This window comes from Methanobrevibacter sp. (assembly GCF_051877095.1).
Classification (GTDB): Archaea; Methanobacteriota; Methanobacteria; order Methanobacteriales; family Methanobacteriaceae; genus Methanocatella.
Genome location: NZ_JBJEIO010000005.1, coordinates 1 through 25,015, shown reverse-complemented (window position 1 = coordinate 25,015; position 25,015 = coordinate 1). Strand labels below are relative to the sequence as shown.

General features: G+C 30.4%; 26 protein-coding genes. 19 read left to right on the top strand and 7 right to left on the bottom strand.

Annotated features, from left to right (window positions below; translation table 11 throughout):
- The first annotated feature begins 241 nt into the window (after positions 1-241).
- Genes ACI389_RS03055 through ACI389_RS03040 form a run of 4 tightly spaced genes read left to right on the top strand, consistent with a single transcriptional unit; the run spans position 242 to position 4,290 of the window.
- Positions 242-667, top strand: coding sequence for a hydrogenase iron-sulfur subunit (locus tag ACI389_RS03055; protein WP_439780084.1), 426 nt, complete (start codon positions 242-244; stop codon positions 665-667).
- Positions 668-681: 14 nt separating this feature from the next.
- Complete coding sequence (locus ACI389_RS03050) at positions 682-1,608, top strand: F420-nonreducing hydrogenase (RefSeq protein WP_439780083.1); 927 nt, start codon at positions 682-684, stop codon at positions 1,606-1,608.
- A 1-nt stretch (position 1,609) separates the two neighbouring features.
- A complete protein-coding gene (locus tag ACI389_RS03045) occupies positions 1,610-3,037 on the top strand; it encodes a Ni/Fe hydrogenase subunit alpha (RefSeq protein ID WP_439780082.1) in 1,428 nt (475 codons plus the stop codon).
- 17 nt (positions 3,038-3,054) lie between these two features.
- Positions 3,055-4,290, top strand: coding sequence for a 4Fe-4S binding protein (locus tag ACI389_RS03040; protein ID WP_439780081.1), 1,236 nt, complete (start codon positions 3,055-3,057; stop codon positions 4,288-4,290).
- A gap of 50 nt (positions 4,291-4,340) precedes the next feature.
- On the opposite strand, the gene ACI389_RS03035 is transcribed toward ACI389_RS03040, so the two are convergent.
- A complete protein-coding gene (locus ACI389_RS03035; RefSeq protein WP_439780080.1) occupies positions 4,341-5,597 on the bottom strand; it encodes a dihydroorotase in 1,257 nt (418 codons plus the stop codon).
- Positions 5,598-5,689: 92 nt separating this feature from the next.
- Between ACI389_RS03035 and ACI389_RS03030 the strand changes: the two genes are divergently transcribed.
- Positions 5,690-6,772 (top strand): nucleotidyltransferase family protein, encoded by a 1,083-nt coding sequence (locus ACI389_RS03030; RefSeq protein WP_439780079.1) that lies wholly within the window; start codon positions 5,690-5,692, stop codon positions 6,770-6,772.
- Here ACI389_RS03030 and ACI389_RS03025 read toward each other — a convergent pair.
- Positions 6,767-7,891, bottom strand: a complete 1,125-nt coding sequence (locus tag ACI389_RS03025; RefSeq protein WP_439780078.1) for an ATPase — start codon at positions 7,889-7,891, stop codon at positions 6,767-6,769. The two genes, ACI389_RS03030 and ACI389_RS03025, sit on opposite strands and share 6 nt — an antisense overlap.
- A 169-nt stretch (positions 7,892-8,060) precedes the next feature.
- Positions 8,061-8,288 carry a KEOPS complex subunit Pcc1 gene (locus ACI389_RS03020; protein ID WP_439780077.1) on the bottom strand — a complete coding sequence of 76 codons (228 nt, stop codon included), beginning with the start codon at positions 8,286-8,288 and terminating at the stop codon, positions 8,061-8,063.
- Positions 8,289-8,491: 203 nt separating this feature from the next.
- Here ACI389_RS03020 and rplJ point away from each other — a divergent pair, with 203 nt between their 5' ends.
- From rplJ to mfnA, 3 genes are all read left to right on the top strand, one after another.
- Positions 8,492-8,974, top strand: a complete 483-nt coding sequence (gene rplJ, locus ACI389_RS03015) for a 50S ribosomal protein L16 (protein ID WP_439780076.1) — start codon at positions 8,492-8,494, stop codon at positions 8,972-8,974.
- 189 nt (positions 8,975-9,163) lie between these two features.
- Entirely contained in the window at positions 9,164-11,440 is a 2,277-nt protein-coding gene (gene ppsA, locus ACI389_RS03010) for a phosphoenolpyruvate synthase (RefSeq protein ID WP_439780075.1), read from the top strand.
- 52 nt (positions 11,441-11,492) lie between these two features.
- On the top strand, positions 11,493-12,650 hold the full coding sequence (gene mfnA / locus ACI389_RS03005; RefSeq protein WP_439780074.1) for a tyrosine decarboxylase MfnA: 1,158 nt from the start codon (positions 11,493-11,495) through the stop codon (positions 12,648-12,650).
- Between the two features lie 3 nt (positions 12,651-12,653).
- Here mfnA and ACI389_RS03000 read toward each other — a convergent pair whose 3' ends face one another.
- From ACI389_RS03000 to ACI389_RS02985, 4 genes are all read right to left on the bottom strand, one after another.
- Positions 12,654-13,028, bottom strand: a complete 375-nt coding sequence (locus ACI389_RS03000) for a dihydroneopterin aldolase family protein (RefSeq protein ID WP_439780073.1) — start codon at positions 13,026-13,028, stop codon at positions 12,654-12,656.
- Between the two features lie 2 nt (positions 13,029-13,030).
- The gene (locus tag ACI389_RS02995; protein WP_439780072.1) at positions 13,031-13,747 is read right to left on the bottom strand and encodes a class E sortase; all 717 of its coding nucleotides are present in this window, start codon (positions 13,745-13,747) and stop codon (positions 13,031-13,033) included.
- Between the two features lie 36 nt (positions 13,748-13,783).
- Positions 13,784-14,953, bottom strand: coding sequence for a hypothetical protein (locus tag ACI389_RS02990; RefSeq protein ID WP_439780071.1), 1,170 nt, complete (start codon positions 14,951-14,953; stop codon positions 13,784-13,786).
- Positions 14,954-15,015: 62 nt separating this feature from the next.
- Positions 15,016-15,711, bottom strand: a complete 696-nt coding sequence (locus ACI389_RS02985; protein ID WP_439780070.1) for an archaetidylserine synthase — start codon at positions 15,709-15,711, stop codon at positions 15,016-15,018.
- A 421-nt stretch (positions 15,712-16,132) separates the two neighbouring features.
- Between ACI389_RS02985 and ACI389_RS02980 the strand changes: the two genes are divergently transcribed.
- The 11 genes from ACI389_RS02980 to atwA all read left to right on the top strand — a co-directional run.
- Complete coding sequence (locus tag ACI389_RS02980; protein ID WP_439780069.1) at positions 16,133-16,771, top strand: hypothetical protein; 639 nt, start codon at positions 16,133-16,135, stop codon at positions 16,769-16,771.
- 2 nt (positions 16,772-16,773) lie between these two features.
- The gene (locus ACI389_RS02975; protein WP_439780068.1) at positions 16,774-17,847 is read left to right on the top strand and encodes a rod shape-determining protein; all 1,074 of its coding nucleotides are present in this window, start codon (positions 16,774-16,776) and stop codon (positions 17,845-17,847) included.
- Positions 17,848-17,879: 32 nt separating this feature from the next.
- Complete coding sequence (rnhB, locus tag ACI389_RS02970; protein WP_439780067.1) at positions 17,880-18,494, top strand: ribonuclease HII; 615 nt, start codon at positions 17,880-17,882, stop codon at positions 18,492-18,494.
- A 95-nt stretch (positions 18,495-18,589) separates the two neighbouring features.
- Positions 18,590-19,429, top strand: a complete 840-nt coding sequence (locus tag ACI389_RS02965; RefSeq protein WP_439780066.1) for a MotA/TolQ/ExbB proton channel family protein — start codon at positions 18,590-18,592, stop codon at positions 19,427-19,429.
- An 8-nt stretch (positions 19,430-19,437) separates the two neighbouring features.
- The gene (locus ACI389_RS02960; protein WP_439780065.1) at positions 19,438-19,845 is read left to right on the top strand and encodes an ExbD/TolR family protein; all 408 of its coding nucleotides are present in this window, start codon (positions 19,438-19,440) and stop codon (positions 19,843-19,845) included.
- A 15-nt stretch (positions 19,846-19,860) separates the two neighbouring features.
- On the top strand, positions 19,861-20,487 hold the full coding sequence (locus ACI389_RS02955; RefSeq protein ID WP_439780064.1) for an IMP cyclohydrolase: 627 nt from the start codon (positions 19,861-19,863) through the stop codon (positions 20,485-20,487).
- Between the two features lie 28 nt (positions 20,488-20,515).
- Positions 20,516-21,289 (top strand): coenzyme F420-0:L-glutamate ligase, encoded by a 774-nt coding sequence (locus ACI389_RS02950; RefSeq protein WP_439780063.1) that lies wholly within the window; start codon positions 20,516-20,518, stop codon positions 21,287-21,289.
- 8 nt (positions 21,290-21,297) lie between these two features.
- A complete protein-coding gene (cofD, locus tag ACI389_RS02945) occupies positions 21,298-22,203 on the top strand; it encodes a 2-phospho-L-lactate transferase (protein WP_439780062.1) in 906 nt (301 codons plus the stop codon).
- 19 nt (positions 22,204-22,222) lie between these two features.
- A complete protein-coding gene (locus ACI389_RS02940) occupies positions 22,223-22,984 on the top strand; it encodes a GTP cyclohydrolase III (protein ID WP_439780061.1) in 762 nt (253 codons plus the stop codon).
- 29 nt (positions 22,985-23,013) lie between these two features.
- A complete protein-coding gene (locus ACI389_RS02935; protein WP_439780433.1) occupies positions 23,014-23,724 on the top strand; it encodes an MJ0144 family RNA dihydrouridine synthase-like protein in 711 nt (236 codons plus the stop codon).
- A 76-nt stretch (positions 23,725-23,800) separates the two neighbouring features.
- The coding region (atwA, locus tag ACI389_RS02930) for a methyl coenzyme M reductase system, component A2 (RefSeq protein ID WP_439780060.1) at positions 23,801-25,015 on the top strand (1,215 nt) is incomplete at its 3' end.

Here is a 25,015-nt window from a genome sequence, read left to right as displayed (position 1 = left end):
ATATAAAGTTTTTGACTTTATTTTCTAAGTAACCTTTATATTAATTATAAATGAAATATATTATTTAGTACATAATGTAATGCTGAGCTAGCTCATTACGTACAGAAATTGTGTTTTTAAGGCACGCCTAAATGGTGTTCTTTAAAAAAATTTTAAAATTTTTTAAAAAAGTTTAAAATTGATTTAGAAGAACAAATGTTTTTCTAAATTGGAGAAATATTTATAGAGGAGGATAAACTCTATGGCTGATGATGTAAAAATTGTAATGTTTTGTTGCAACTGGTGTTCCTATGGAGGAGCAGACACAGCAGGTACTGCACGTATGCAATACCCACCGAATATTAGAGTTATTCGTGTAATGTGTTCTGGAAGAATTGACCCACAATTTATTTTAAAAGCATTTAAAGAAGGTGCTGACGGGGTATTTGTAGCTGGATGTCACATGGGTGACTGCCACTATGATGCTGGTAACTATAAATTAGATCGTAGAATGAGATTAGTTTATAAATTAGTTGAAGATATGGGAATTGGAAAAGAAAGACTTCACCACGATTGGATTTCTGCATCCGAAGGTGAAAAATTCTCTGAAGCTGTTAAAATGATGGTTAGCAGAATCAAAGAATTAGGTCCAGCTCCATTGAAAGAACAATTAAATGCTGAAGAATAATTGGAGGAATGAATATGGCAGATAAAGTAAAAATAGGAACTATGTGGTTTGGCGGATGTTCTGGTTGCCACTTGTCCATTGCAGATTTCCACGAATCTTTAATTGATGTTATGGAATTCGCTGACTTCGAATTCTCTCCTGTACTCATGGATACTAAATATGATGAAGTACCTGAATTAGACATTATTATTGTTGAAGGTGGAATCAGAAATGATGAAAACAGAGAATTATCAGAAATGTTAAATGAAAAAGCAAACATGGTTATTGCTTACGGAACTTGTTCTTGCTACGGTGGTATTCCAGGTCTTGGAAACTTATGGACTGTTGAAGAATTAGAAGAAGAAGCATACATTAACTCTGTATCTACTGTAAACCCTGATGGCATTATTCCTCATGAAGATGTGCCTCATCTCGAAAGCAGAGTAAGACCTATTGGTGAAACTATGGATATTGATTTAATGATTCCAGGTTGTCCACCTCGTTCCGATGTTGTAGCTGAAGCTATTTTAACATTATTAAAAGGAGAAACAATTGAATTACCATCCACTAACCTTTGTGAAGTATGTCCTAGAGAAAAACCACCTGCTGGTTTAGCTATGGACTTCATTAAAAGACAATTTGAAGTGGGTGCTCCAGAATCTGATTTATGTTTAATTAGTCAAGGATTAGTATGTATGGGTCCTGCAACCGTATCTTTATGTGGAGCAGAATGTCCTTCTATTGGTATCCAATGTAGAGGATGTTATGGTCCTACTGCAAAAGTATTAGACCAAGGAGCAAAAATGATCAGTGCTATTGCATCTGACTACGGTGTACAAGAAGATAAAACTGTAGATCCTGAAACTGTTGCTGAACAATTAGATGATATTGTAGGTACTTTCTACACTTACACATTACCTGCAGCATTAATCCCTGCTAAAATGCAAAAAGGAGGAGAATAATATGGTTAAACTTACTATGGAACCTGTTACTCGTATTGAAGGACACGCTAAAATTACAGTGCATCTTGATGATGCTGGAAACGTTGAAGAAACAAGATTACACGTTATGGAATTCAGAGGATTCGAAAAATTCTTACAAGGTCGTCCTGTAGAAGAATTAGCAAGAATCGTACCAAGAATCTGTGGTATTTGTGATGTACAACACCACTTAGCAGCAGCAAAAGCAGTTGACCAAATCTTTGGATTCGACGATAATGAAATTTTACCTGCTGCATACAGAATGAGAGAAATTATGAACTGGGGTTCATACATGCACTCCCACGCTCTTCATTTCTACTTCTTAGCTGCACCAGATTTAATTATTCCTAACGGAACTAGAAAAACCAGGAATGTTTTCCAAGTTATTAAAGACATGCCTGAAGTTGCACTTCAAGCTATTAATATCAGAAGAAACGGTTTAGAAATGGTTAGAAAAATCGGTGGTCGTCCAATTCACCCAACTTCCTCCACTCCTGGTGGAATTTCTACTGAATTAGATGATGAAACTCAAAAAGATTTACTTGCTAGAGCTAAACAAAATGTTGAATTAGCACAAGCTACCTTAGATTTAGCTATTCCCGTATTTGAAGAAAACATTGACTTAATCTCTTCATTAGGTAACTTTGGAGATACCAGACACTGTGGTCTCGTAAAACCTGATGGAACTTGGGATGTATATAATGGTAATGTAAGAATCAAAGACAAAGATGGAAGTGACCTCTTAGAATACAGAAACGAAGAGTACACTGACATTGTTGCTGAACATGTAAAACCTTACTCCTGGTTAAAATTCCCATACATTAAAGAATTAGGATACCCAGAAGGTATTTACAGAGTTGCACCATTATCTAGGATTAATGTTTGTGATGATATGCCTAAAGAAGCACCTCTCGCAAGAGAAGCTCTTAAAGACTTCCGTGATGCTTTCGGATATGCTCAAGCACCATTATTATTCAACTATGCTAGACTCATTGAGTTATTAGCTGCTGCTGAATGTGCTGCTAATGCATTAGAAGAAGATTTATCTGGCCAAAAATTCCCAGATGAATTAGAAAGAACTGAAGGTAAAGGTGTAGGTATTGTAGAAGCTCCTCGTGGTACTTTAATCCACCATTATGAATCTGATGAAAATGGTTTAACCACTAAAGCTAACATTGTTGTTGCTACAATCCAAAATAACCCTGCTATGGAAATGGGTATTCACCAAGTTGCTAAAGACTACATTAAACCTGGTGTTGAAGTAGATGATAAAATCTTCAACTTAATGGAAATGGTTATCAGAGCTTACGACCCATGTTTATCTTGTGCTACTCACTCAATGGATAGTCAAATGAGATTAGCTGAAGTAGATATTGTAGACAGTGAAGGAAACCTCATTAAAAAATTCTAATTTAAGGGGGTTTATTAATGATTGTATTTAATGAAGATGGCTGTATTAAATGTGGGGCATGTGAAGGAACTTGTCCTACTTCAGCTATTGATGTAACACCAACTGCTATTGTACATTGTGACACTTGTGGTGGAGAACCAAAATGTGCTGATGTTTGCCCTAATGGAGCATTAAAAGTAGAAGATTATGAAATTGTTGAAGGCGTTAGCCAAGCAAGATTAGTATTTAATTCTGTTTTATGTGATAAATGTGGTAAATGTGAAGAAGTTTGTCCACAAGGAACTATTGAAGTCACTGGTACAAAATTAAAAGAAGTTGAAGGTTTCTGTGTAATGTGTCAAAAATGTGTTGACATTTGCCCAGTTGATGTAATTGGTATTCCTGGTGTTAAAGAACCTGCAGAATATGATTTAGATCTTAAAGGAAAAGGTCCATTATACATCAAAGATTGTGTTGGATGTGGAACCTGTGTAGAACCTTGTCCTGTAGGAGCTATTACTCTCGATGAAGTAGGAAGTCCAGTTACTGTAAGTGATGATTGTATCAGATGTGGATTATGTTCCCAAACTTGTCCATGGAATGCAATATTTATTTCCGAAAAAGTACCTATTAAACGTACAAAAGAAATTGAATCATTTACTTTCGACTCAGCTAAATGTATTGGATGTAATACTTGTGTAGAAGCATGTCCTGGAGATTTCATCACTGCTAATGGTTCTACTTTAACTGTTGCTATTCCTAGCGTATGTGCTGCATGTGGTTTATGTGTAAAACTTTGTCCTGTTGATGCATTAGAAATTGATGTTGAATGGGGTGAAGCTTCACCTGTAGATTCAGAAGGTATTGGAAGAGATGTAGAAAAATGTGACTTTATTGGAGCATGTGCTAACAAATGTCCTACTGAAGCTATTCGTGTAGTTACCAAAACTGGTATGTCCTGCCCATCTTTAGTAGAAACTGATGCTGATCCATCTTTTGTTAGTTGTATTAGATGTGGAGCTTGTGCTTCCGTATGTTCTAACGACGCATTAAAAGTTGAACAATATGAAATAACCATTGATGGTGAATCTGTTGTTAGAGATAGGATTTCATTCAATCCATCTAAATGTGATCAATGTGGTGACTGTATCGATGCATGTCCTTATGACATGATTCACAAAACAGAAAATCCTAAATTACCAATTGCAGGATTCTGTACTTTATGTGGTCAATGTATCGAAGCATGTCCTGAAGATGCATTATGCTATAAATAGGTGTGATAACACGCACACCTTATTTTTTTCTTTTTTTTAAAATAATTATTTTATAATTTGTTCATTACCTGTTTTCCATTTATTATTGTCATTACTGGCTGTCCAATATAAGTCCAGTTGTCGAATGGAGAGTACTCTGCTTTTGTTTTAAATTCATCTATATTGAATTTTCCTTCTTGTTTTAGGTTTATCACTGTAAAATCAGCATCTTTTCCAACGGCAATTTCACCTTTATTTCTAAGTTTATAAACCTTAGCAGCATTCTTGGAAAAGATTTTTGGAATAATATTTAAATCAATATTTCCTTTATTTACTTCGGTTAAGAGTAATGGAACCACAGTTTCTAAATTAGGAATTCCTGGTGATGAATTCCAGACTCCTTTTGTTTTATCTCCCATAGTGTGAGGTGCATGGTCAGTTCCTATAATTGAATTTTCATCTAAATCACTTATTTTCACACTTTCATTTTTAGGTCTTAATGGGGGATTGGTTTTTATGAATGTTCCATATGTATTATATGCTGAATTATCAAGTAATAAATGATGTGGTGTAAATTCCCATGATATTGCCATATTTTTACTTGCATCTTTTGCTATTTGTAATGATTTGGACGAACTTAAATGACATATGTGTAATGTTAAATCGTTTTTTCTTGCAAGTTCAATAGCTTGCATCACTGATTTATCTTCACTTTTCACTGGTCTTGCGTAAGTGTAATCTATAGGAGTGTTTTCTTTTTTTTCTTTTAACTTTTTAGTTTCGTTTTCAATGATGGATTTATTCTCACAGTGCACGCAAACAAGACCATTATATTTTGTAGTTTTTTTTAATATTGATAAATCTTTAAATATTTTTTCTAAACTCTCATCACTTTCTAAATCCATAAATATTTTGAATGAAATTGGATTTAATTCAATCATTTTTCTCATTTCTTCAAGATTATTAGTTCCTGCCTGAAGCTCAAAATTAACAACGGACTTCTTTTTTGCAATTTGGATTTTTTCCTTAAGAGATTCATAAGTGTTAGTTTTAGGAAGAGTATTAGGCATATCAATTACAGTTGTAAATCCTCCATTTGCAGCACTTAAACTTCCAGTTTTAAAATCTTCTTTTTGAGTTAATCCAGGATCTCTGAAATGAATATGAGGATCAATAAAACCGGGCATTATGTAGTTGTCTTTAATATCAATTACTTCATCAGCTTTTATAGGTGTTTTTGATATTTTAGTTATTTTACCCTCTTCTACTTTAATGGAATAATTTCCAATCTTATTAACCAACTTACAATTTTTAATTACTAAATCCATTATTAATCTCCTAATGATTATTTATTGCATATTTGTTTTTTAACATTTTTAAATCATAAGTTTTTTTTAATTTAAAAGTTATATTTATTTTCATGTCCCAAGTTTTAGATATTCTCAAAAGAGATAAAAAATTATTTTTCAATGATGTAAGTATGGAATGTGAGAATTCAGATACTTCTTCAGATATAAATTTAATAGCAGATTTTACTGAGTATAATCCGTTACATAACGGTCATTTTCATTGTATGAAGACTGCAAAGAATATGTTTCCTGACTCATTATTTGTTGCTATTGTTCCGGGACTATTTGAAAGAAGTGGTAGGGGTATTCCATATATATTGCCAAGAGAAATTAGGGCAGAAATTGCAATTTCAGTTGGGGCAGATATTGTTGTTGAAGGTCCTCCAATGGGAATTATGGGATCTGGACAGTATTCATTATGTCTTTGTAAGATGTTTAAATCATTAAATACAGATTATATTCCACGAGGATATAATCCTAAAGAAGGATTTGATGAAATTTTAAAAAGAATAAATTTAGGTCATCATATAGCTCCAAAACCTTATAAAATTGTAGATAAAACTACTAATGAAACTATTTTAAAAGATAAGCTTGAAGAAGATAATTATGTTATAACTTCATTTTCTAATTCTTTAAGCAAGATTGGATTTGATTATACTAATAAGTTTATTTTCGTTGAAAGAATTGAAGGGGTAAGTGGAACATTAATTCGTGAAAGTATTCAAAAAGATAATTTTGATGATGTTTTAGATATGATGCCCTCAAAGACTATTGAAGTTTTAAAAAGGGAAATTAAAAAGGATTCCATAATATATGGTATTCGTGATGTTGAATCTATTTTAAATACAGTTAATACATTTACTTTTGAGGAATTATCTGCTTTGAATTTGTTTAATGAAAAATTAGCTAAAAATATTCTTGATAATGGGCCGTATAATACTTTAGAAAAATTGGAAGAATTTATTTTACAGGGATTTTCCTCTCATTTTCATCAAAGGGTTTTAAGCATTTTAGAAAATCCTATCCCAAAAAAGATTGTTTCTCAATATATTGATAAATATCCATCAAATATTAGAGTTTTAGGTTATAAAAATAAGGAAATATTGGAAAAATTTATAAAAAAAGTAAATAATGAAAATATTTCATTATTATAATTGTGTCAAAATAGTATTAATAATATTTTGAGGATTTCTAATTGCGAATATTGCATCCATAAATGTTGGATAAGTTGAACTTAATAAGAATAAGTAAACAATATAATATATTACAATTAATATTACAATGATAAGAATTATTGTTAATAATATATCAACAGCACCCATAGGTTCTTTTTCATTCTTATAATTTAAGTTATGGATGTTTTTATCATCAGTTGGTAATTCATTATCATTATTTTTATGTCTTAAACCGAAGTGTTTACTTTCTTTTTTAGATTCTTCTTTAAGGATTAATTCATCAGTCATTAAACCTTGTTCTTTTAAAATTTCAGCTCTAATCCTATCTTCCATTTCTTCAGGAGTTTCTATTTTTGGCTCACTAACTTGTACAGGTGCTTGTGGTTTAGGAACCTCTTTAGGTTTAGGAACATATTCTTTTCTTGTCAATGATCCATATTGTGCTTCATCTTTTGCTAATTGTTCACCTAATGGAATTTCATTTTCATCAAAGTACAAGTCATCAAGGTATTTTTCATATTTATCTTCTAATTCCTGTCTAGCAGTAGTTTTTGGTGGTTCATAATTGTGATCAGGGTAGATGAAATCGTCACTAGTCATTGAACTTAAATTGGATTGTTGCATGTCTAATTCATTTTGAGCAATTTGTGGTTCTTGTTCTACTGGTGGTTGTTGATAAATCTCAGAATCAATATTGTAAGAAGATTCAAGTCCACCAGAATATTTAATATTATCTTTTATATTGTATGGTGAGTTACCACTTATTGATTTAATTTCATTTGAAGTAACTTCTTCTTGAGGATTGTATGGTATTTCAAAGTTATCTTCATTTAGTGTTTTATATATATTATCATCAGTATTTTGAGTATTAATTTCTGGGGATTCTGTTACAAGAGGTTTTTGTTCAACAGGTTGAGGTTCTACAACTTGAGGTTCTTCTTGAGCTTTTTTTTCAAGTGTAATGCCTATAATTTTTTCTAAACATTCTTTACAGTAAATTTTACCTGCAATTTCTAAACTACATTCTTTACAAACAGATTTGCCACATATTGCACAATTAGCTGTGCCTTCTCTTCCAGGATGATAATAACATTCCATAAATTACACACTCTAAATGAATTAATTAAATTAATATAATAAAATAATATATCTTTTTTATAATTATATAAAACTTTTTATAATCTTTATTTTTAATAATTAAAATTAGTATGAATCTTTAGAAAAGTTTAATTTTAAACATGTTCATTGGGTATGAGTATGTAGGAAATTAATGTGTTGTATTCAATATTTTTTCAATAACAATTTCAGATGCGATTAAATCATCGGTGGTTGTTAAAAAACTACCTAATGTTTCGCTTGTAATTTCATAAATTATTTTGTTGTTTTTTAATTCTGATTTTAAATAATCTTTATTATCTATTTCTAGTGAGTCAAAGATTAACTTTGCGGATTCATTATTATTGTAATCTAAGTATACTGTTCCTTTAATTTCCATTTTTTCACTTTTTTTAATTTTTACTTTTTTTTAATATTTTTTAAGATTATGGTAACATTTATTAATAACTTAATTAATATATTTAAGTATTCTATCTATTACGATATATAATTTTTATATAGCTATTATCGAATTTGATTATATTATAGCTATTTTTAATTAAAACATGTTTATCATGTCATAGTTATTTCGGAGGAATTATAATGGTTCGTGCTTATACAAGAAGAGATTATATTAGAAAAACCCCAAATTCAAGAATTGTACAATATGATATGGGTAATTTAAAAGATGAATTCCCAGTATCTGTAAGTTTGGCTGTTAAAAAACCAGCTCATATTAGACACAACTCTTTAGAAGCTGCAAGGATTGCTTCTAACAGATTAATGCAAAGAGCTGCTGGTAGAATGGGTTACCACTTAAAATTGAGAGTTTATCCTCACCAAATCGTAAGAGAAAACCCAATGGCAACTGGTGCAGGTGCGGATAGGGTACAAAGTGGTATGAGAAATGCTTTTGGTAAACCTATCAGTGTTGAAGCTATTGTTAAAAAAGGTCAAAGAATTGTTACTATTGATTGTAACGAAAGAAACTTTGAACAAGCTAAAGTTGCATTAAAAAGAGCAGGTATGAAATTACCAGTTCCATGTAGAATCGTTGTTGATAAAGGTGCAGATTTAGTTAAATAATTTTTTTTAACTGAATTTCTTTTTACTCTTTTTTTATTTTCTATTTTATATAGTTTTTTTTACTTAATTTTTAATTTTTATAATTAAATATTTAAACTTTAAATTTTATATTATTATATAATATTGGCAATGTTTTTATTCTAAAAGTGAATGTCAATGTATTAATTTCAAGCCAAGAGGTTATATTTCATGTATGTTAAAAAATTTGAGGATTTAAATAAATCTGATATTCCAATTGCTGGTGGAAAAGGTGCTAATTTGGGTGAATTAACTCAAGCAGGTATCCCAGTACCTCCAGGTTTTGTCGTAACTGCACAAACTTATGAAAAGTTTATGGTGGAAACTGGAATCAATGATCAAGTTTTAAGTATTCTTGATGAAATTGATATCAATGATACTAAAGCTCTTCAAGCGGCTTCTGAAGAAATTAAAGCTATTATTAATGAAGCTCCTATTCCAGAAGACATGGTTTTAATTATTACTGAAGCTTACAATCAACTTTGTCAAAGATGTGGTGAGGATGATGTTGAAGTAGCTATTAGATCTTCTGCTACAGCAGAGGATTTACCTGAAGCTTCATTTGCAGGTCAACAAGATACTTATTTATATGTTTCTGGAAATGATTCAGTGTTAGAATACTTAAGGAAATGTTGGGCTTCCTTATTTGAAGCAAGGGCTATATTTTACAGGGAAGAAAATAATTTTGAACATTCAAAAGTTTTAATTGCTGTTGTTGTCCAAAAAATGGCAAATGCAGATAAAGCAGGAGTAATGTTCACTGTAAATCCATCTACTGGTGAGGATATAGCTTTAATTGAAGGATCATGGGGTCTTGGAGAAGCAGTAGTTTCTGGTGATGTAACTCCAGATAATTATCAAGTTTCTAAAAAAGACAATGATATTATTAATGTTACTGTGAGTGATAAAAAAGTCATGTACGTTAATGATGAAAATGAAACCAGTGTTAAAGTTGATGTTCCAGAAGATATGAGGAATGAAAGAGTTTTATCTGATGAAGAACTCATTGAATTAACAGAAATGGGTAAAAAAGTTCAAAGTCACTATGGCGAACCAATGGATACTGAATGGGCATTTGAAAAAGGAGAATTATTTTTATTACAAGCAAGACCTATCACTACATTAGGTGATGTTGTTGAAGATGTTGATGAAGTTTCTTCTGAAATTGGAGATGTTTTAGTAAGAGGTCTTGGTGCAAGTCCAGGTATGGCTTCTGGTAATGTTAAAATTATTTTAGATATTGCAGAATTAGATAAGATTGAAGATGGAGACATAATGGTTACTACTATGACTACTCCAGATATGGTTCCTGCTATGAAAAGATCAAGTGGAATTGTAACTGATGAGGGTGGGGTAACATGTCACGCATCTATTATTTCTCGTGAACTTGGAATTCCTTGTGTTGTAGGTACTGGTGATGCTACAAATGTTTTAGAAGAAAATATTAGTGTAACTATTGATGGTAAAAAAGGATTAGTATTTGAAGGATTTTCTGAAATTAATGAAGAAGCAGTACAAGTAGCTAGTAATGTTGAAGCAGCTCCAATTATAACTGTTACTGAAGTAAAAGCTAATGTAAGTATGCCTGAGGCAGCAGCTAAAGCAGCTGCAACTGGTGCAGATGGTGTAGGTTTACTTAGAACAGAACACTTAATGTTAACTGCGGGTGTTCACCCTGGAAAATTCATTGCTGATGGAAGAGAAGATGAATTAATCGATACTATTGCTGAAAATGTTATGATTGTAGCAGATGAATTTTATCCAAAACCAGTATGGTATAGAACTTTAGATGCTCCTACTGATGAATTTATCACATTAGAAGGTGGAGAAAATGAACCTATAGAACACAATCCAATGCTTGGTTGGAGAGGAATCAGAAGGGAACTTGATCAACCTGAAATTCTCAAATGTGAATTTAAAGCTATTAAAAAATTGCATGAAAAAGGATACACTAATATTGGAATTATGATTCCATTATCACAAAGTCCAGAAGAGCTTAAACAAGCTAAAGCAATTTGTTCTGAAATTGGTTTAGAACCTCATAAAGATGTTGATTTTGGTATGATGGTTGAAATTCCGGCTGCTGCATTAACTATTGAAGATTATATTGCAGTAGGAATTGACTTTGTAAGTTTAGGAACCAACGATTTAACACAATATACTCTTGCTGTTGATAGAAACAATGAATATGTTGCAAAACACTATTCTGAAGAACATCCTGCAGTAATGAAATTGATTGAAATGACAATCAAAAAATGTGTTGAAGCAGGTGTAAAATGTAGTATCTGTGGTCAAGCAGGTAGTGTACCTCGTATTGTTGAAAAACTTGTTGGATTTGGAATTACAAGTGTATCTTCAAACACTGATGCTATAGCAGAAGTTAGAAAAACTGTTGCTAGGGCCGAACAAAAAATTATTCTTGATGCTGCTCGTCAACGTTTAGAATAATCTTTTTATTTCTTTTTTTTATTTTTATTGAATTTTAGATTTAGGTTATTTTATGGATGAAAAACAAATAGATAAAGATGTTATTTTAAAGGAGTTAAATGAACTTCATAATTTGGATTATGATTATAGGGATGGTAGAATTTTAGGTTCAATGTGTACTGAAGCACATCCTTTTGCTAAAGAAGTTTATTATAAATTTATTGATACAAATTTAGGTGATCCTGGTCTTTTTAAAGGTACTAAATTAATAGAAAGTAAAGTTATTGAATCTATTGGTGAATTATTATCTATAAATAAGCCTTATGGTTATATTGTAACTGGTGGTACTGAAGCTAATATTATGGCAATACGTGCTGCTAGAAACCATGCAAGAAAATACAAAGGAATAATAGGTGGAGAAATAATTATTCCAGAATCTGCTCATTTTTCATTTAAAAAAGCTGCAGATATGTTAAATTTAAAAATTCTTGAAGCAAGTCTTGATGATAATTATAAAATGGATGTAGATTCAGTTAAACATTTAATTTCAGATAAAACAGTAGCTATTGTAGCTATTGCAGGTACTACTGAATTAGGTTTAATAGATCCAATAGAAGAAATTTCAAAAATAGCTCATGATAATAATATCTATTTCCATGTTGATGCTGCTTTTGGAGGATTTGCTATTCCATTTCTAAGAGAAATGGGTTTTAATTTACCTGTTTTTGATTTTTCTCTAGAGGGAGTATGTTCCATAACTATTGATCCTCATAAGATGGGTTTAGCACCAATTCCTGCTGGGGGCATACTTTTTAGAAAAGAAGAATATCTTGATGTTATGGCAGTTGATTCTCCTTATTTAACCACTAAAACTCAGTCAACAATTGTTGGTACACGGTCTGGTGCTGCTTCTGCAGCAACTTATGCGGTCATGAAATATCTTGGAAAAGAAGGATATTCTAAATTAATTAAGGATGCAATGAATAATACTAAATTTTTAAAAGAAAACCTTGAAAAAATTGGTTATGAAGTTATTTGTGAACCTGAATTAAATCTTGTTGCATTTAATCATCCTAATATATGTGCTGATGAAATTGCAAAAAAATTAGATGTATTTGGCTGGAAAGTTTCAGTTGCTAAATGTCCTGTAGCTATTAGGATTGTATTAATGAATCATATAAAATTAAATCATTTAAAAGAATTAGTGGAAGATTTAAAAGAAATATTTTAACTTTTAATCTTCTGTAATATTTTCGACATACATTAAAGGATAATTGAGTTCTTCGATAAATTCAATTTTTATTGTTGCTTTAACATTGTCTACTTTTGTATATATTTTAACGTCTAACATATCCCCATTAAGGGAAGTGTAGTCAAACTCAGTCATTGATTCTTCAAGTTTATCAAATCTGATTTTAACATCGACATTTTCAATTGCAGGTTGTAATCTTAAAGAATCTTCCATACTTTTTTCTAATCCTTTTTTTGTATTTTTATTGACAGGTGTTCCTACGAACTGGTGAAAGAGAGCACCCATACTAATTGCACCTTCAAAAATTGCTCTTTCTCTTTTTGTTATGTTTGAAAAATATTTTTTATCAACGTCCATTGTTAACCTCCATTTAAAAATATGATTTTTTCATAAAATATTTCAGACGGGATTGGATTTATGCAGAAGTAGAATAATAATGTGGAAATTATTAAGACAACTGCAAAAATGTAAATTCTGTTGTCTTTAGGATAGAAATAACTGAATATTGTTCCTATTATAAAGAATATTGCAGATATAATAATTGCATTAAATGCTTGTGGATTTTCTTTAATAATTTTGTCATTTATAGGACCTTGTTTTTCTAATTCTCCTTCAATTATTATTCTGTTTTCTGTAGATCCAATTGGATCACAGGTTATTAAGAACAATGATTCGTTTCCTCCTATTGGCACATCAGCAGTCCCTGGTACGATTGTCGTGTTAGTTACTGTGTAGTTTAGTTCTCCAATTCCTGGCCATTCTAATACTAATGAATCACCAACTTTAAGTTCATTTAATCTGAAGAAAGGGGAACCTTGAAGGGTTCTATGACCATATAACACAACATAATCTTTGATAGGGATATTATCTTCTGGGTCACTTAATACACCTTGATTTAATGACACATTATTAATCTTTTCATTGACTCCGATGCTAGGTATTACAATAGTTGGGCAATCAATGTTTCTTTCCACAGAAATTTTGGATGAGAAATAATTTACTTCTCCCATTGCATATAATCCAATTATTAATATACAAATAATAATGATTATAGTTGAGATAGTTGGTTTTTTCATAATATCAATTTTGTTAAATCTAATATAATACTTTTCTTAATATTGATATGTCGAGTTTATTTCATTTATCATCCAGTTAGGTGCTTTTGTTGTTGGAATTGTTAAGATGATATTATCCATATTATTTATCACATATTCTACTTTATCTTGTGGTGTTTCGATTAGAAGCATATATTGAGCATTTAAATCACCTAAATTTATCTGTCTTTCATAATTTGATAATTTTATCCCATAATTTTTAAGCATATTAAATGTTTTTTCTTCATCATAACCATTGATTATTGATCCTTTGATTAATTCAAGAACATCTGATGAAAACGCTTTTGTATTTTCTTTTGGATTAGTATTGTTTCCATTTATTTGAGTATTGGATTTTGAATATTCTGAGTCAATTTCTCCATTATCTTCATATCTCATTATTGCTAAAACCGTACAACCACTTATATCTGGGCTTGTATTATTTGAAGTGTAATTTTCAATAGTATTATTGTTGTTAGTGTAAATATCCACTACACTTCCTACTGTTACAAGGCCAGCTCCTGCTTGGAGCCTTGAGATTAAAATTGGAACAGATACGGTATTTGGTTCTTCAAATTTAATTTTTGATAAAACTTCAGCATTATTCTCATTTACAATATTAATAGCTTTTTTCATTGGCATAATCATATTTTTACTTTCATTTGAATACACTGCCATAGTTCTGTTGTAATTATCCTTATTGGAGTAGATTGATTTTTTATGGAATGATTGCCAATCCTTTGTTGCAGGTGTTAATATGTTTATTTGTTCGATTTCTTTGGGAGTTCTTGCATCATTGATTCGATTTTCTAATAAAACTGAATTCTGAGATGTTGTTAATGGTCCACTATATAAGTCGTGTAGTTCATTTAATTTTGTTGTTTTTGCAAGTGTTAATTCCTGTTGTGCAGGTTCATAAATTAAGAAATAATATGCTGATGAAATTATTGTAAGTAGTATTAATGTAGTTATTATTATACCAATTTTTTTCTTTTTTTCATCATCGGATATTTCAATAGAATTTGGACTTAAATAAACTCCAAGTTTGCGGTTCAATTTTTTTAGTGGTGTTAATTCATTCTCTTTTTTATTTGGTTTTGAATATTCTTTATTTAATTGTTTTTTTAATTCTTTTGTTTCTTCAAAACCCCTAGGATACAATGGATCTCTTGGTTTTTTATCATTCATTATTTATACTCCTAATTTTGAATAAATTTAGATGGGTAATTTAATTATAGGAGTAATATTGCTCATTTTTTAATTAAATTAACTATTAGGTAGTATAAGCAGAATAATAGTAATAATGTTGCAGGAATATTAATATTAAATAAGATTATATCAATTGGGAGAATTAATATTAATATTAATATGGATGATATTGCAATTAATGGTATATTATCAAATTTAGGATATCTTATTTTACTTATCATAAGTAATGAAATAATTATACTTAATAAAATTGCAATATATGGATTAAATAATCCACTTAGATAAAATGACCCTATTACTAATGATATTCCTGGAATTGGAAATCCAATAAAATCATGAGTATCTATTTTACCTGCAATTACATTATATCTTGTTAATCTTAAAACTCCACAAATTATAATTAATAAGCTAACAAGTGTTATTATTATTTGAAAAATACCTGGGGTGGTGTTAATGCAACTGTAAAGAAAAATTGCTGGTGCAACTCCAAATGAGACAATATCTGATAATGAATCGATATTTTTCCCAAATCCTAATTCATCTTGCCTATTTATTTTACGTGCTACCCAACCATCTGCTGAGTCGAATATGATTGCAATAATCATTAAGATTGCTGCTATGCTGAATTCATGATTAAATGAGAAGATTATTGATAAAAATCCTGAGGCCATATTCATTAAAGATATGATGTCTGATAGTGCAATGAAACTTTTCATATTTGTGTTTTCAATTTTCATATTCGAACTCCAGTATTACTTTTTACTTTATTTCTTATTAATCTTATCTTTTATTTTACTTTATTTTTATGTATATTTATATCTAATACTTAATAAGACTTATTTTTATTTGTACTTATTAATTATTCTAGTTTTTCATTATTTAATTGGATTATTATTAATACGATTGTTTTTAATTAATAATTTTGCAGTTATTTTATTCTTTCATTATATTTTTTTGAATTATTATTATAAAAGATAAAATATATATAATAATTTTTTTATAAATAGTAATGGTTAAACTTTAATAAATAGCTTATGCATTCTTTAATTTAAAATGTTAGATTTATTTTTTAGTTGATAAAATTTAATATTTTTTAATGAAGGTAATGTTTAATTTATATAAAAATTGAATTTAAATCAATATTAAGTGAGTAGTTAGATGATAGAAGATAATATTCGTGTTCTTAGACAAGCGGCAAAAGTTTCTGCTAATAATGACTATGAAATTGAGAAAAATTGGTGTGTTGTTGCAGGAAATGCTGAATTAGTTGATAAAGTAGCTTATAAAGCTATAGCATCTAATCATCGTGTTAAGATATTATTTAGGGAACATGTAATTTTAAAAGAGGGTAATTTGGATAAAAAATTCGATTTTATCATGCTTTATGGTAATTCTATTGTTATTGATGAATTTAAAAAATTTGCAGACCAAGATGGTGGAGCTTATGTAAGAATATTGCGTAAGTATCTAGTTGAAAATCCAAACTTAATGGTTTTAATTGCCCCAGATAATGTCATTAAAAAGACAGTGTCTGTATTGGAAAGATCAAAGTTATCTTTTGCAATTTTACAGGATTCACAAACTACAGGATTTATTGATGTTGACTTAAGTGATAATGTAAAGTTACCCAATTTTATTAAATCTGCATTGAAGCCATTTTATAATGCGAATGAAGTTGTTTTATCAACAATTTTGATTTCTGTCGATAAAAAGGAAGAAATTAAAAAAGTTCAAAGTATAGCTACATCTAACAGAATTTTCGTTATTGACTTTAAAGATATTGTAACGGAGGAGTAATCATGAACATTTTTGGAAAAGAGGAAGAAGAACCACAGATTAATGATACCAAAGTTATTAGCAATAGTTTAGGAATTGATTTAGGAACATTGAACACTGTAATTGCAAAACCTTCAGGTGATAAATTTGATTTATATCAAATACCATCTGTTGTTGCTGTTAAAAAAGATGACCCTTCAGAAGTTTTAGCTGTTGGGGAAGAAGCTAAAAAAATGCTAGGGAGGACTCCAGAGGATATTCTTGCTGTAAGACCTTTGAAAAAAGGTGTAATTGAAAATGTTGTTCAAGCTCAAGCATTATTGATTAAAGCTATGCAAATTGGTATTAATGAAGGAGAAAGTGTTGGAAGAATTGTTATTGGTATTCCTGGAGATGCTTCTGAAGTAGAAAAAAATGCTGCTGAAGAAATAGGTAGAAAAGCTGGAGCTCAAAATATTCTAGTTATTAGTGAAGGATTAGCTGCAGCTATTGGTGCAGGATTACCTATTGCTGAAGCTAATGGAACTATGGTTGTTGATATTGGTGCTGGATCAACTGATATTGTTATCATTTCTCTTGGTGGTATTAATGATATTGAAACTGTTAGATGTGGTGGGGATGACATTGATAACAAAATTGTGGAACTTGTAGCTGAAAAATATGATGTAGCTATTGGTATTCATGATGCGGAATCTGCTAAAATAGAAGTGGGTATGGTTCACTGTTCAGAACAATTAGAAAATCTTAGTGTTGAGATAATTGGTAAATCTTTAGAAACTAATAGGCCTAAAAAAGTTATTATTGACTCTATGCTCGTTGCAGAGGCTGTTGAACCTTATATGCAACAAATCATTGATGGATTAAATGTTATTTTAGAAAGATTATCTCCTGAATTAATGATGGGAGTTTACAATAACTCTGTTGCAGTTGGTGGAACTTCAAGACTTCGTGGTATGAAAGAAAGAATATTTGATGAAATATCTATTCCTATAGTAGCTTCTGAAGATCCTATGACTGTTGTGGCAAAAGGTACTGCTATTGTTGCTGCAGAACCTCTTGCATTAGAACCTGAAGTACGTCTTAGGGCTATGAAATAAATATTTTTATTTATTTTTTTTTACTGATTTTTATGGATGTCTTAGGAATTGATGAAGCAGGTAGGGGATCTGTTTTAGGTCCTATGGTTATTGCAGGTGTTATTGTCCCAGAAAAAATGGATAAAGTTCTTGAAAGAATGGGTGTTAAAGATTCTAAAAGGCTTACTCCTAATAGACGCACTATTTTATCTAGAAAATTAAGAAAAATGTTTGATTTTGAGATTGTAGTGATTTCTGCACGTGAAATTGATGAATTAAGGGAAAATGGTGTTAATCTTAATGAGATAGAAAAAAATGCTATGGAAAACATTATTTTGAAGTTAAAACCTGAAAAAACTATTGTTGATGCGGTAGATGTTAAAGCTGAACGTTTTCAAGAAAATCTATGTAAAGACACAGGTTGTAATGTTGTAGCTGAACATAAAGCTGATGATAAGTATATTGAGGTTAGTGCAGCATCTATTATTGCCAAAGCTGAAAGGGATGCTCAGATTAAAGAGATTAATGATGAGTATATTAAGTTAGGTGGCATTGGTTCAGGTTATCCATCAGACCCAACAACTAAGAAATTTTTAACTAATTATACTTATGATGAAATGCCAGTTTTTGTTAGAAAGTCATGGGCTACTGTTGCAAAAATGAGATAATTTAGTACTTTTTTTTAAAATAATATTTAAGTATTTGAATTTATATAACTATTCTTATAAAAAATTTTCAATTTAATATTTTATAGAGGATGAAAATGATTATTGAGAATATTGTACCTTTTATTGATGGAGTAATGGATATTTTTACTCAAGGAGGAATTATTACTTATGTAATTCTTTTTGTTGGAATTTATGGTCTCATTATTGCATTGAGAAAGATTTCATATCTTAGAAAAATTAGTAAAGTGGATGCAACTGAAATATTTGGGGTTGTAACTGCATCTATGGAAAGAGGAGGTGCTGTTGAAGCTTTAAAACAAATAAGTGGTTTTAAAAATCCTGTTTCCAGAATTATTTCTGAAACTTTAAAGATTGGTTATAAAAATAAAACAGAAGTTGAGGAAAGTATGGAACAAATCTTCATTGTTGAAGTAGGAGAAATGACTAAGGGATTAAATACAATCAAAACTATTACTGAATTAGCACCATTTTTAGGTTTAATTGGTACTGTTATTGGTATTTGGTTGACTTTTAAATCATTAGGTGTTAATCCAGATTCTGCTGCAATGGCAGAGGGTATTTATGTTGCATTAACTACAACTATTATGGGACTTTTAGTCGCAATTGTTTTATTGCCAATTTATACTTATATCCAAGGTCTTATTGAAGTAGAAATGGATAAAATTGAACTTGCTACAAAAATGACCAATTGGGGTTATGCTGTAGTTAAAGTTAGGGTTGATTCAAATGTTGAATGTGCACTTGAAGCATTACAAGAAGCTGAAGGTGTGGTTAATACAAGATTTATTTCAGATCCATACGCAAATATTAAAGTTTCTTTTAAACCAAGTATGTTAGATAAAAGTATTTCCAATATTATATTGGAAAAGTGTAATGTTAATGCTGAAATTACTGAAAGTAAACTAAAACAATAGGTGATTAAATGGCAATTGATGTTGGAAAACATAAAAAGAAAGTTTCAGACAGAAAGCCAAGTATCAATTTAGTTCCATTTATTGATATTTTATTTACAATCATGATTTTTTTAGTAGTAACTAGTAATTTTTCAGCTGAAGCTCAAGCGGACGATGCAGATGTTACTGAGGGTGGAGGAAAACCTAATGTTACTTCTGTTTCTGGTGATGCTGAATACTATGTAATGCCTGTAGCTAATTTACATAAAGTTACAGTTAATGGTGTTGATAAGTCAGACACGATTATGAATAGTGCAGTTGGTGTTCAAGCAAATGTAATTGATAATGGTGAGATTTCCATTAAACCGGGTGAAATTGATATTACAACTCCTTCTGGAGTTTCACCTGATAAAGCTGTTCAACGTCCGCAAATTTAAAATAGAGGAATAAAAATGTATACAGGTAGAATTTTATCAACTGGAATGACTGGTGAAGGTAAGCCTTTTGTTGCATATAGGGTTTCAAGTAGGTCATTTCCGAATAGACAATGTCTTAAATTTGAAAATCGTGCGGCAGTTGTTCCAAAAGAAGGATTTGAGAAGGATATTTTTGAAAATCCTTATATTACTTACAATTGTATTCGTATTGTTAATGATGTTGCAATTGTATCTAATGGATCTCAGACTGATGTTATAGCAGATAAAATTACTTTAGGAATGAATTTGAGGGATGCAATAGCATATTCATTACTTACAATGGACTATGAAAAAGATAGTTATAATACTCCAAGAATTACTGCGGGTATTACTGCGTCTAGTGATGAAGATGAATATGAGTGTTATTTTGGTATAGTTAATGACCAGAAGATTTTAGTTGAAAAAGTTCCATATGGAAAAGCAGTATTTATCTCAACTTATGGTACTCAAGTTCCTGACCCAGTGGAATTTGATGCGGAAACAGCTACTGAAAGTGCTAAATTTATTTTTGATGAAGGTACTTTTGCAGACTATGAGAAGCCAGTAACTTCTTCTGCTGCAGTTTTTGATGGAAAATGGGCTATTGATGCTTATAGTCCATAATTTTTTCTTTTTTTTAAACTTTTTTTAGATGATTATTATGAGTATTGAATTATTTGGTTTAGAGAATATTCCTATTATTGATGGGGATAGTGATATTTCAAAGATTATTAAGGAAGCTATTGAAAAACAAGGATGCAACATTTGTCATGGAGATATTATCTTAATTGCTGAAACATTAATTTCAAAAGCTGAAGAGAATTTTATAAAATTAAATGAGTTAACTCCATCAAATCAAGCTATTGAACTGGCAAAGAAAGCTAAAAAAGACCCACAATTAGTTGAATCCATTATTCAAGAATCTAATGAAATTGTTGCAGTAGGTCCAAAATTTATTATTACAGAAACTGTTCATGGTTTTGTTTGTGCTAACGCAGGTATAGATGAATCTAATGTAGGGGATGGTTTTGCTACTCCAATGCCTAAGGATGCAGATAAATCTGCTTTTGAAATTCGTGAATATTTAGAAGAGGAATTTGGTGAAGAAATTGCAGTTATTATAACTGACACTCAAGGAAGAGCATTTAGATTTGGTGCTGTTGGTACTGCAATTGGATGTTCTGGGATTTCTCCAATATGGAAAAGAGTTGGTGAAAGAGATTTATATGGTAGAGAACTTGAAACTACTGAAATCGCAACTTGTGATGAATTAGCATCAGCAGCATCTCTTATAATGGGTCAAGCTGATGAAGGTCTTCCAGTTGTTATTATTCGTGGTTTCGATAGCTTTGATACTTTAAGAGATGTTAATTCAAATATTAAATCTGTTCTCATGCCAAAAGAATTTGATGTATTTAGAAATTAAGTGGTTTTATGATTACTGTTTTATCTGGTGGAACTGGTACTCCAAAATTATTGCAAGGATTAAAAGAAGTTGTTGATCCTAAAGATTTGAATATTATTGTTAATACCTTAGAAAATGACTATTTTTCTGGTGTTTATGTCTCTGCAGATATTGACACTGTATTGTATACTATGGCAGATATGATTAATGATGAATTCTGGTATGGTGTTAAAAATGATACATTCATTACTCATGAACGTCTTGAGGAGCTTGGATGTTCTGAATTACTTAGAATTGGAGATATTGATCGTGCAACTAAGATACAAAAGACTCAATTGATGGAAAAATATGGTCTTAATAATGCATGTGAAATTCAAGCTAAAAATATGGGTATTTCATCAAGAATAATCCCAATGAGTGAAGAGGATTCTGATATTAAAATTATTACTGATAAGGGTGAATTGGAATTCCATGATTTTTTAATTAAACATCAGGCTGAGCCTGAAGTGTTGGATCTTAAATTTTCAAAGGTCTCTCCAACTGAGGGTATTGTTGATATAATTAAAAATTCAGATGCGGTAATTATTGGTCCGTCAAATCCAATTACCTCAATTTCACCAATTTTGTCATTAGATGGTGTTCGTGATGCATTAAAAGAAACTCATGTTATTGCAGTATCTCCAATTATTGGTTCTGATTCTGTTTCTGGACCTGCAAGTAAATTCATGAAAGCATTGGATATTGATGTTTCTTCTGTCGGTGTTGCATCATTATATGAAGATTTTTTAGATATAATGGTAATTGATATCCAAGATAATGATAAAAAAGCTGAAATAAATCAAATAGTTAATAAGGTAATAATTACAAATACAATTATGAATAATTTAGATGCTAAAAAAAATTTGGCTAAAATTATTATTGATAGTATTCCTTAATATGGAAAGAGGTTGTTCAATGATACAAATGACATTAATACAAATTGACAATTATGGTCCTTGGACTGTCACTCCAAGACCAAGAACTGAGTCTGACTTACAAATTCTTCAAGCAAGATTATTTGCTGATTTAAACAGTTATTTTGGATCTAAAAAAGGTTTAGTTTTCTTCACTAGATTTGATAATTTACTTGCAATTTCAAATGGCATAAATGAAGAAGATCATTTAAGAATTCAAAGATCTATTAGGAACAAGTATCCTGTTACAGTAAGTATGGGTGTGGGTGCTGCTGAAACTCCACATGAAGCTCAAAGATTAGCTACTATTGCTCTTCAAAAAGCAGGAAGTGCACAATCTGGGGAAAGAAAAGAAATTTTAGCTATTGATAGTCTTGTTGATGAAGAAGATAGTTTTGTTCAAACAGCCCATATTGATATTAATAGCGTCACTGAAACTCTTACTGATATTGAATCTGCTTTTGATACAAGTTTCAGTGTTAATAAAGCTCAACATTACTTAATGACTAAATTAATTAAGAAAGGAGCATTATTATTCTTTATAGGTGGGGACAATTTCATGGCTCCATGTAATGGATTATCTGAAAAAGAAATTGAAGATTTATTAATTGAAATTGATGAAGAAATTGGTATTAAACTTAAAGCAGGTATTGGAAGAGCTAAAAATGCTGAAGATGCAGCATATATGGCAGATATTGGTTTAGAAGAAATCCGTGCACATAATAATATGATGTGGACTTGGGTTGTTGAAAAAGAAGATTGAGGAATTCTATGCTTAAAGTAGTTGCACCAATGGCAGGTATAACTAATGCTGCTTTTTTAAATAAAGTTATTCCGTATGGATTTAATGTAGCTACTTTAGGAGGATATAGTTTAGATTATCCTACAATTGAAGCTAGTAAGAAGATTATTCAAAGGGGAAGGAAAGAATTTAATTTTCCTTTGGATGTGATTTCTCATCATATTAAAAATGAAGTTGATTTGATTAAGAAAACTCATAATAATGTAAAAGTTTCAGCTAATGTTCGTGCAATAAATCCTCAGCCAATAATTGATATTGGGAATATTAAAAATTTGGATATTGTAGAAATTAATTGTCATTGTCGTCAAAAAGAAATTTTAAATATTGGCTGTGGACAAGAAATGTTAAAAAGAGATGATTTGAAAGAGTTCATCTCTCAAATTGTTGATAATGTGGATAGTGAAGTTTCAGTTAAAATTAGAGCTAATGTTGAATGTGTTGATACATTAAAAATAGCCAAATTGATTGAAGATACTGGAGCGGATTATTTACATATTGATGCAATGAGAAAAGGCATTTTTGAAGCTGACTGGGAACTTTTAGAGAGAATTTGTGATGAGGTTAATATTAATGTTATTGGTAATAATTCTGTAAATTCAGAAATTAATGTTAAAAAAATGATTGGCACTGGTGTTGATGGGTTTTCAATTGCTCGTTCTGTTATTTCTGGGAATTTAGAATTTGACATTTCTAATCTTTAATTTTTTTAAAACAATTGTTATTAGAAAGTATTATTAATACTTTAATATATAAATTATTTTAAATATAGGTGATTTCATGGATTTTATAACACTTAAAAATATTACTAAAACTTTTGATGGTGTTGATGTTCTTAAAGATGTAAATTTAAAAATTGCTGAAGGAGAAACCTTAGGTATTTTAGGGCGTAGTGGAAGTGGAAAATCTGTTTTAATTAATATGTTAAGAGGTACATCAGATTATAAACCTGATGCCGGTCAAATATTAGTTAATGTGGCTGTCTGTCCGGAATGTTTAGCAGTGGATTCTCCATCTCATGCTGGTGAAAAATGTAGTTGTGGTGCAACTTTAGAAGCGAAAGAAGTGGATTTCTTTAATGCGGAAAGAAAATTATTCTCAAGTATTAAAAGAAGAATTTCTATCATGTTGCAACGTAATTTTGCATTATATGATGAGGAAACAGTAATTGAAAATGTAATGAGAGCAATGCCTGAGGGTAAAGAGTATGAAGAAGGAATCTATGAAGCTTTAGAATTATTAGAAATGGTTCAAATGAATCATAGGATTACTCATATTGCTCGTGATTTAAGTGGTGGGGAAAAACAAAGAGTTGTACTTGCAAGGCAATTAGCAAAATCTCCAATGATGTTTTTAGCTGATGAACCTACAGGTACATTAGATCCTCAAACTGCGATTAAACTTCATAATACTCTAAAAGAGGGTGTTAAAGATAAAGGAATAACTATGGTAATCACTTCCCATTGGCCGGAAGTAATGACTGAACTAGCAGATAATGTTATATGGTTAGAAGACGGTCAAATTAAGGAAGAAGGGGATCCTCAAAAAGTTGTAAATGAATTTGTAGCTACAATTCCTATTCCTAAAAAGCAGGAAATTCCTGAATTTGGAGAACCGGAAGTAGTTTTAGAAAATGTTAAAAAGCATTATTACTCCATCGAAAGAGGTGTTGTTAAAGCAGTTGATGGTGTAGATTTAACTATTAATAAGGAAGAAATATTTGGTATTGTAGGTTTAAGTGGTTCTGGAAAAACTACTACTACTAGGATGTTAATGGGATTAACTGAGCCAAGTGGTGGGGATATACAAATCAAGCTTGGTGATGAATGGATTGACATGACTAAAGTAGGTCCTCTTAATCGTGGTCGTATAATGCCTTATATTGGTTTATTACATCAAGAATATTCTTTATATCCTCATAGGACAATTCTTGGTAACTTAACTGATGCAATTAGTTTAAATCTTCCTGCTGAATTCGCTAAAATTAAAGCAATT

What these genes read in the sequence shown, in the direction of transcription:
- ACI389_RS03035 (WP_439780080.1), bottom strand. Translation starts at nt 5,597, where the DNA reads ATGGATTTAGTAATTAAAAATTGTAAGTTGGTTAATAAGATTGGAAAT.
- ACI389_RS02940 (WP_439780061.1), top strand. Translation starts at nt 22,223, where the DNA reads ATGATACAAATGACATTAATACAAATTGACAATTATGGTCCTTGGACT.
- ACI389_RS03030 (WP_439780079.1), top strand. Translation starts at nt 5,690, where the DNA reads ATGTCCCAAGTTTTAGATATTCTCAAAAGAGATAAAAAATTATTTTTC.
- mfnA (WP_439780074.1), top strand. Translation starts at nt 11,493, where the DNA reads ATGGATGAAAAACAAATAGATAAAGATGTTATTTTAAAGGAGTTAAAT.
- ACI389_RS02990 (WP_439780071.1), bottom strand. Translation starts at nt 14,953, where the DNA reads ATGAATGATAAAAAACCAAGAGATCCATTGTATCCTAGGGGTTTTGAA.
- ACI389_RS02985 (WP_439780070.1), bottom strand. Translation starts at nt 15,711, where the DNA reads ATGAAAATTGAAAACACAAATATGAAAAGTTTCATTGCACTATCAGAC.
- ACI389_RS03025 (WP_439780078.1), bottom strand. Translation starts at nt 7,891, where the DNA reads ATGGAATGTTATTATCATCCTGGAAGAGAAGGCACAGCTAATTGTGCA.
- ACI389_RS02965 (WP_439780066.1), top strand. Translation starts at nt 18,590, where the DNA reads ATGATTATTGAGAATATTGTACCTTTTATTGATGGAGTAATGGATATT.
- ACI389_RS03045 (WP_439780082.1), top strand. Translation starts at nt 1,610, where the DNA reads ATGGTTAAACTTACTATGGAACCTGTTACTCGTATTGAAGGACACGCT.
- ACI389_RS03020 (WP_439780077.1), bottom strand. Translation starts at nt 8,288, where the DNA reads ATGGAAATTAAAGGAACAGTATACTTAGATTACAATAATAATGAATCC.
- ACI389_RS03050 (WP_439780083.1), top strand. Translation starts at nt 682, where the DNA reads ATGGCAGATAAAGTAAAAATAGGAACTATGTGGTTTGGCGGATGTTCT.
- ACI389_RS02950 (WP_439780063.1), top strand. Translation starts at nt 20,516, where the DNA reads ATGATTATTATGAGTATTGAATTATTTGGTTTAGAGAATATTCCTATT.
- ACI389_RS02975 (WP_439780068.1), top strand. Translation starts at nt 16,774, where the DNA reads ATGAACATTTTTGGAAAAGAGGAAGAAGAACCACAGATTAATGATACC.
- ACI389_RS02955 (WP_439780064.1), top strand. Translation starts at nt 19,861, where the DNA reads ATGTATACAGGTAGAATTTTATCAACTGGAATGACTGGTGAAGGTAAG.
- ACI389_RS02980 (WP_439780069.1), top strand. Translation starts at nt 16,133, where the DNA reads ATGATAGAAGATAATATTCGTGTTCTTAGACAAGCGGCAAAAGTTTCT.
- ACI389_RS03040 (WP_439780081.1), top strand. Translation starts at nt 3,055, where the DNA reads ATGATTGTATTTAATGAAGATGGCTGTATTAAATGTGGGGCATGTGAA.
- ACI389_RS03000 (WP_439780073.1), bottom strand. Translation starts at nt 13,028, where the DNA reads ATGGACGTTGATAAAAAATATTTTTCAAACATAACAAAAAGAGAAAGA.
- ACI389_RS02935 (WP_439780433.1), top strand. Translation starts at nt 23,014, where the DNA reads ATGGCAGGTATAACTAATGCTGCTTTTTTAAATAAAGTTATTCCGTAT.
- ACI389_RS02960 (WP_439780065.1), top strand. Translation starts at nt 19,438, where the DNA reads ATGGCAATTGATGTTGGAAAACATAAAAAGAAAGTTTCAGACAGAAAG.
- ACI389_RS02995 (WP_439780072.1), bottom strand. Translation starts at nt 13,747, where the DNA reads ATGAAAAAACCAACTATCTCAACTATAATCATTATTATTTGTATATTA.
- ppsA (WP_439780075.1), top strand. Translation starts at nt 9,164, where the DNA reads ATGTATGTTAAAAAATTTGAGGATTTAAATAAATCTGATATTCCAATT.
- rnhB (WP_439780067.1), top strand. Translation starts at nt 17,880, where the DNA reads ATGGATGTCTTAGGAATTGATGAAGCAGGTAGGGGATCTGTTTTAGGT.
- ACI389_RS03055 (WP_439780084.1), top strand. Translation starts at nt 242, where the DNA reads ATGGCTGATGATGTAAAAATTGTAATGTTTTGTTGCAACTGGTGTTCC.
- rplJ (WP_439780076.1), top strand. Translation starts at nt 8,492, where the DNA reads ATGGTTCGTGCTTATACAAGAAGAGATTATATTAGAAAAACCCCAAAT.
- cofD (WP_439780062.1), top strand. Translation starts at nt 21,298, where the DNA reads ATGATTACTGTTTTATCTGGTGGAACTGGTACTCCAAAATTATTGCAA.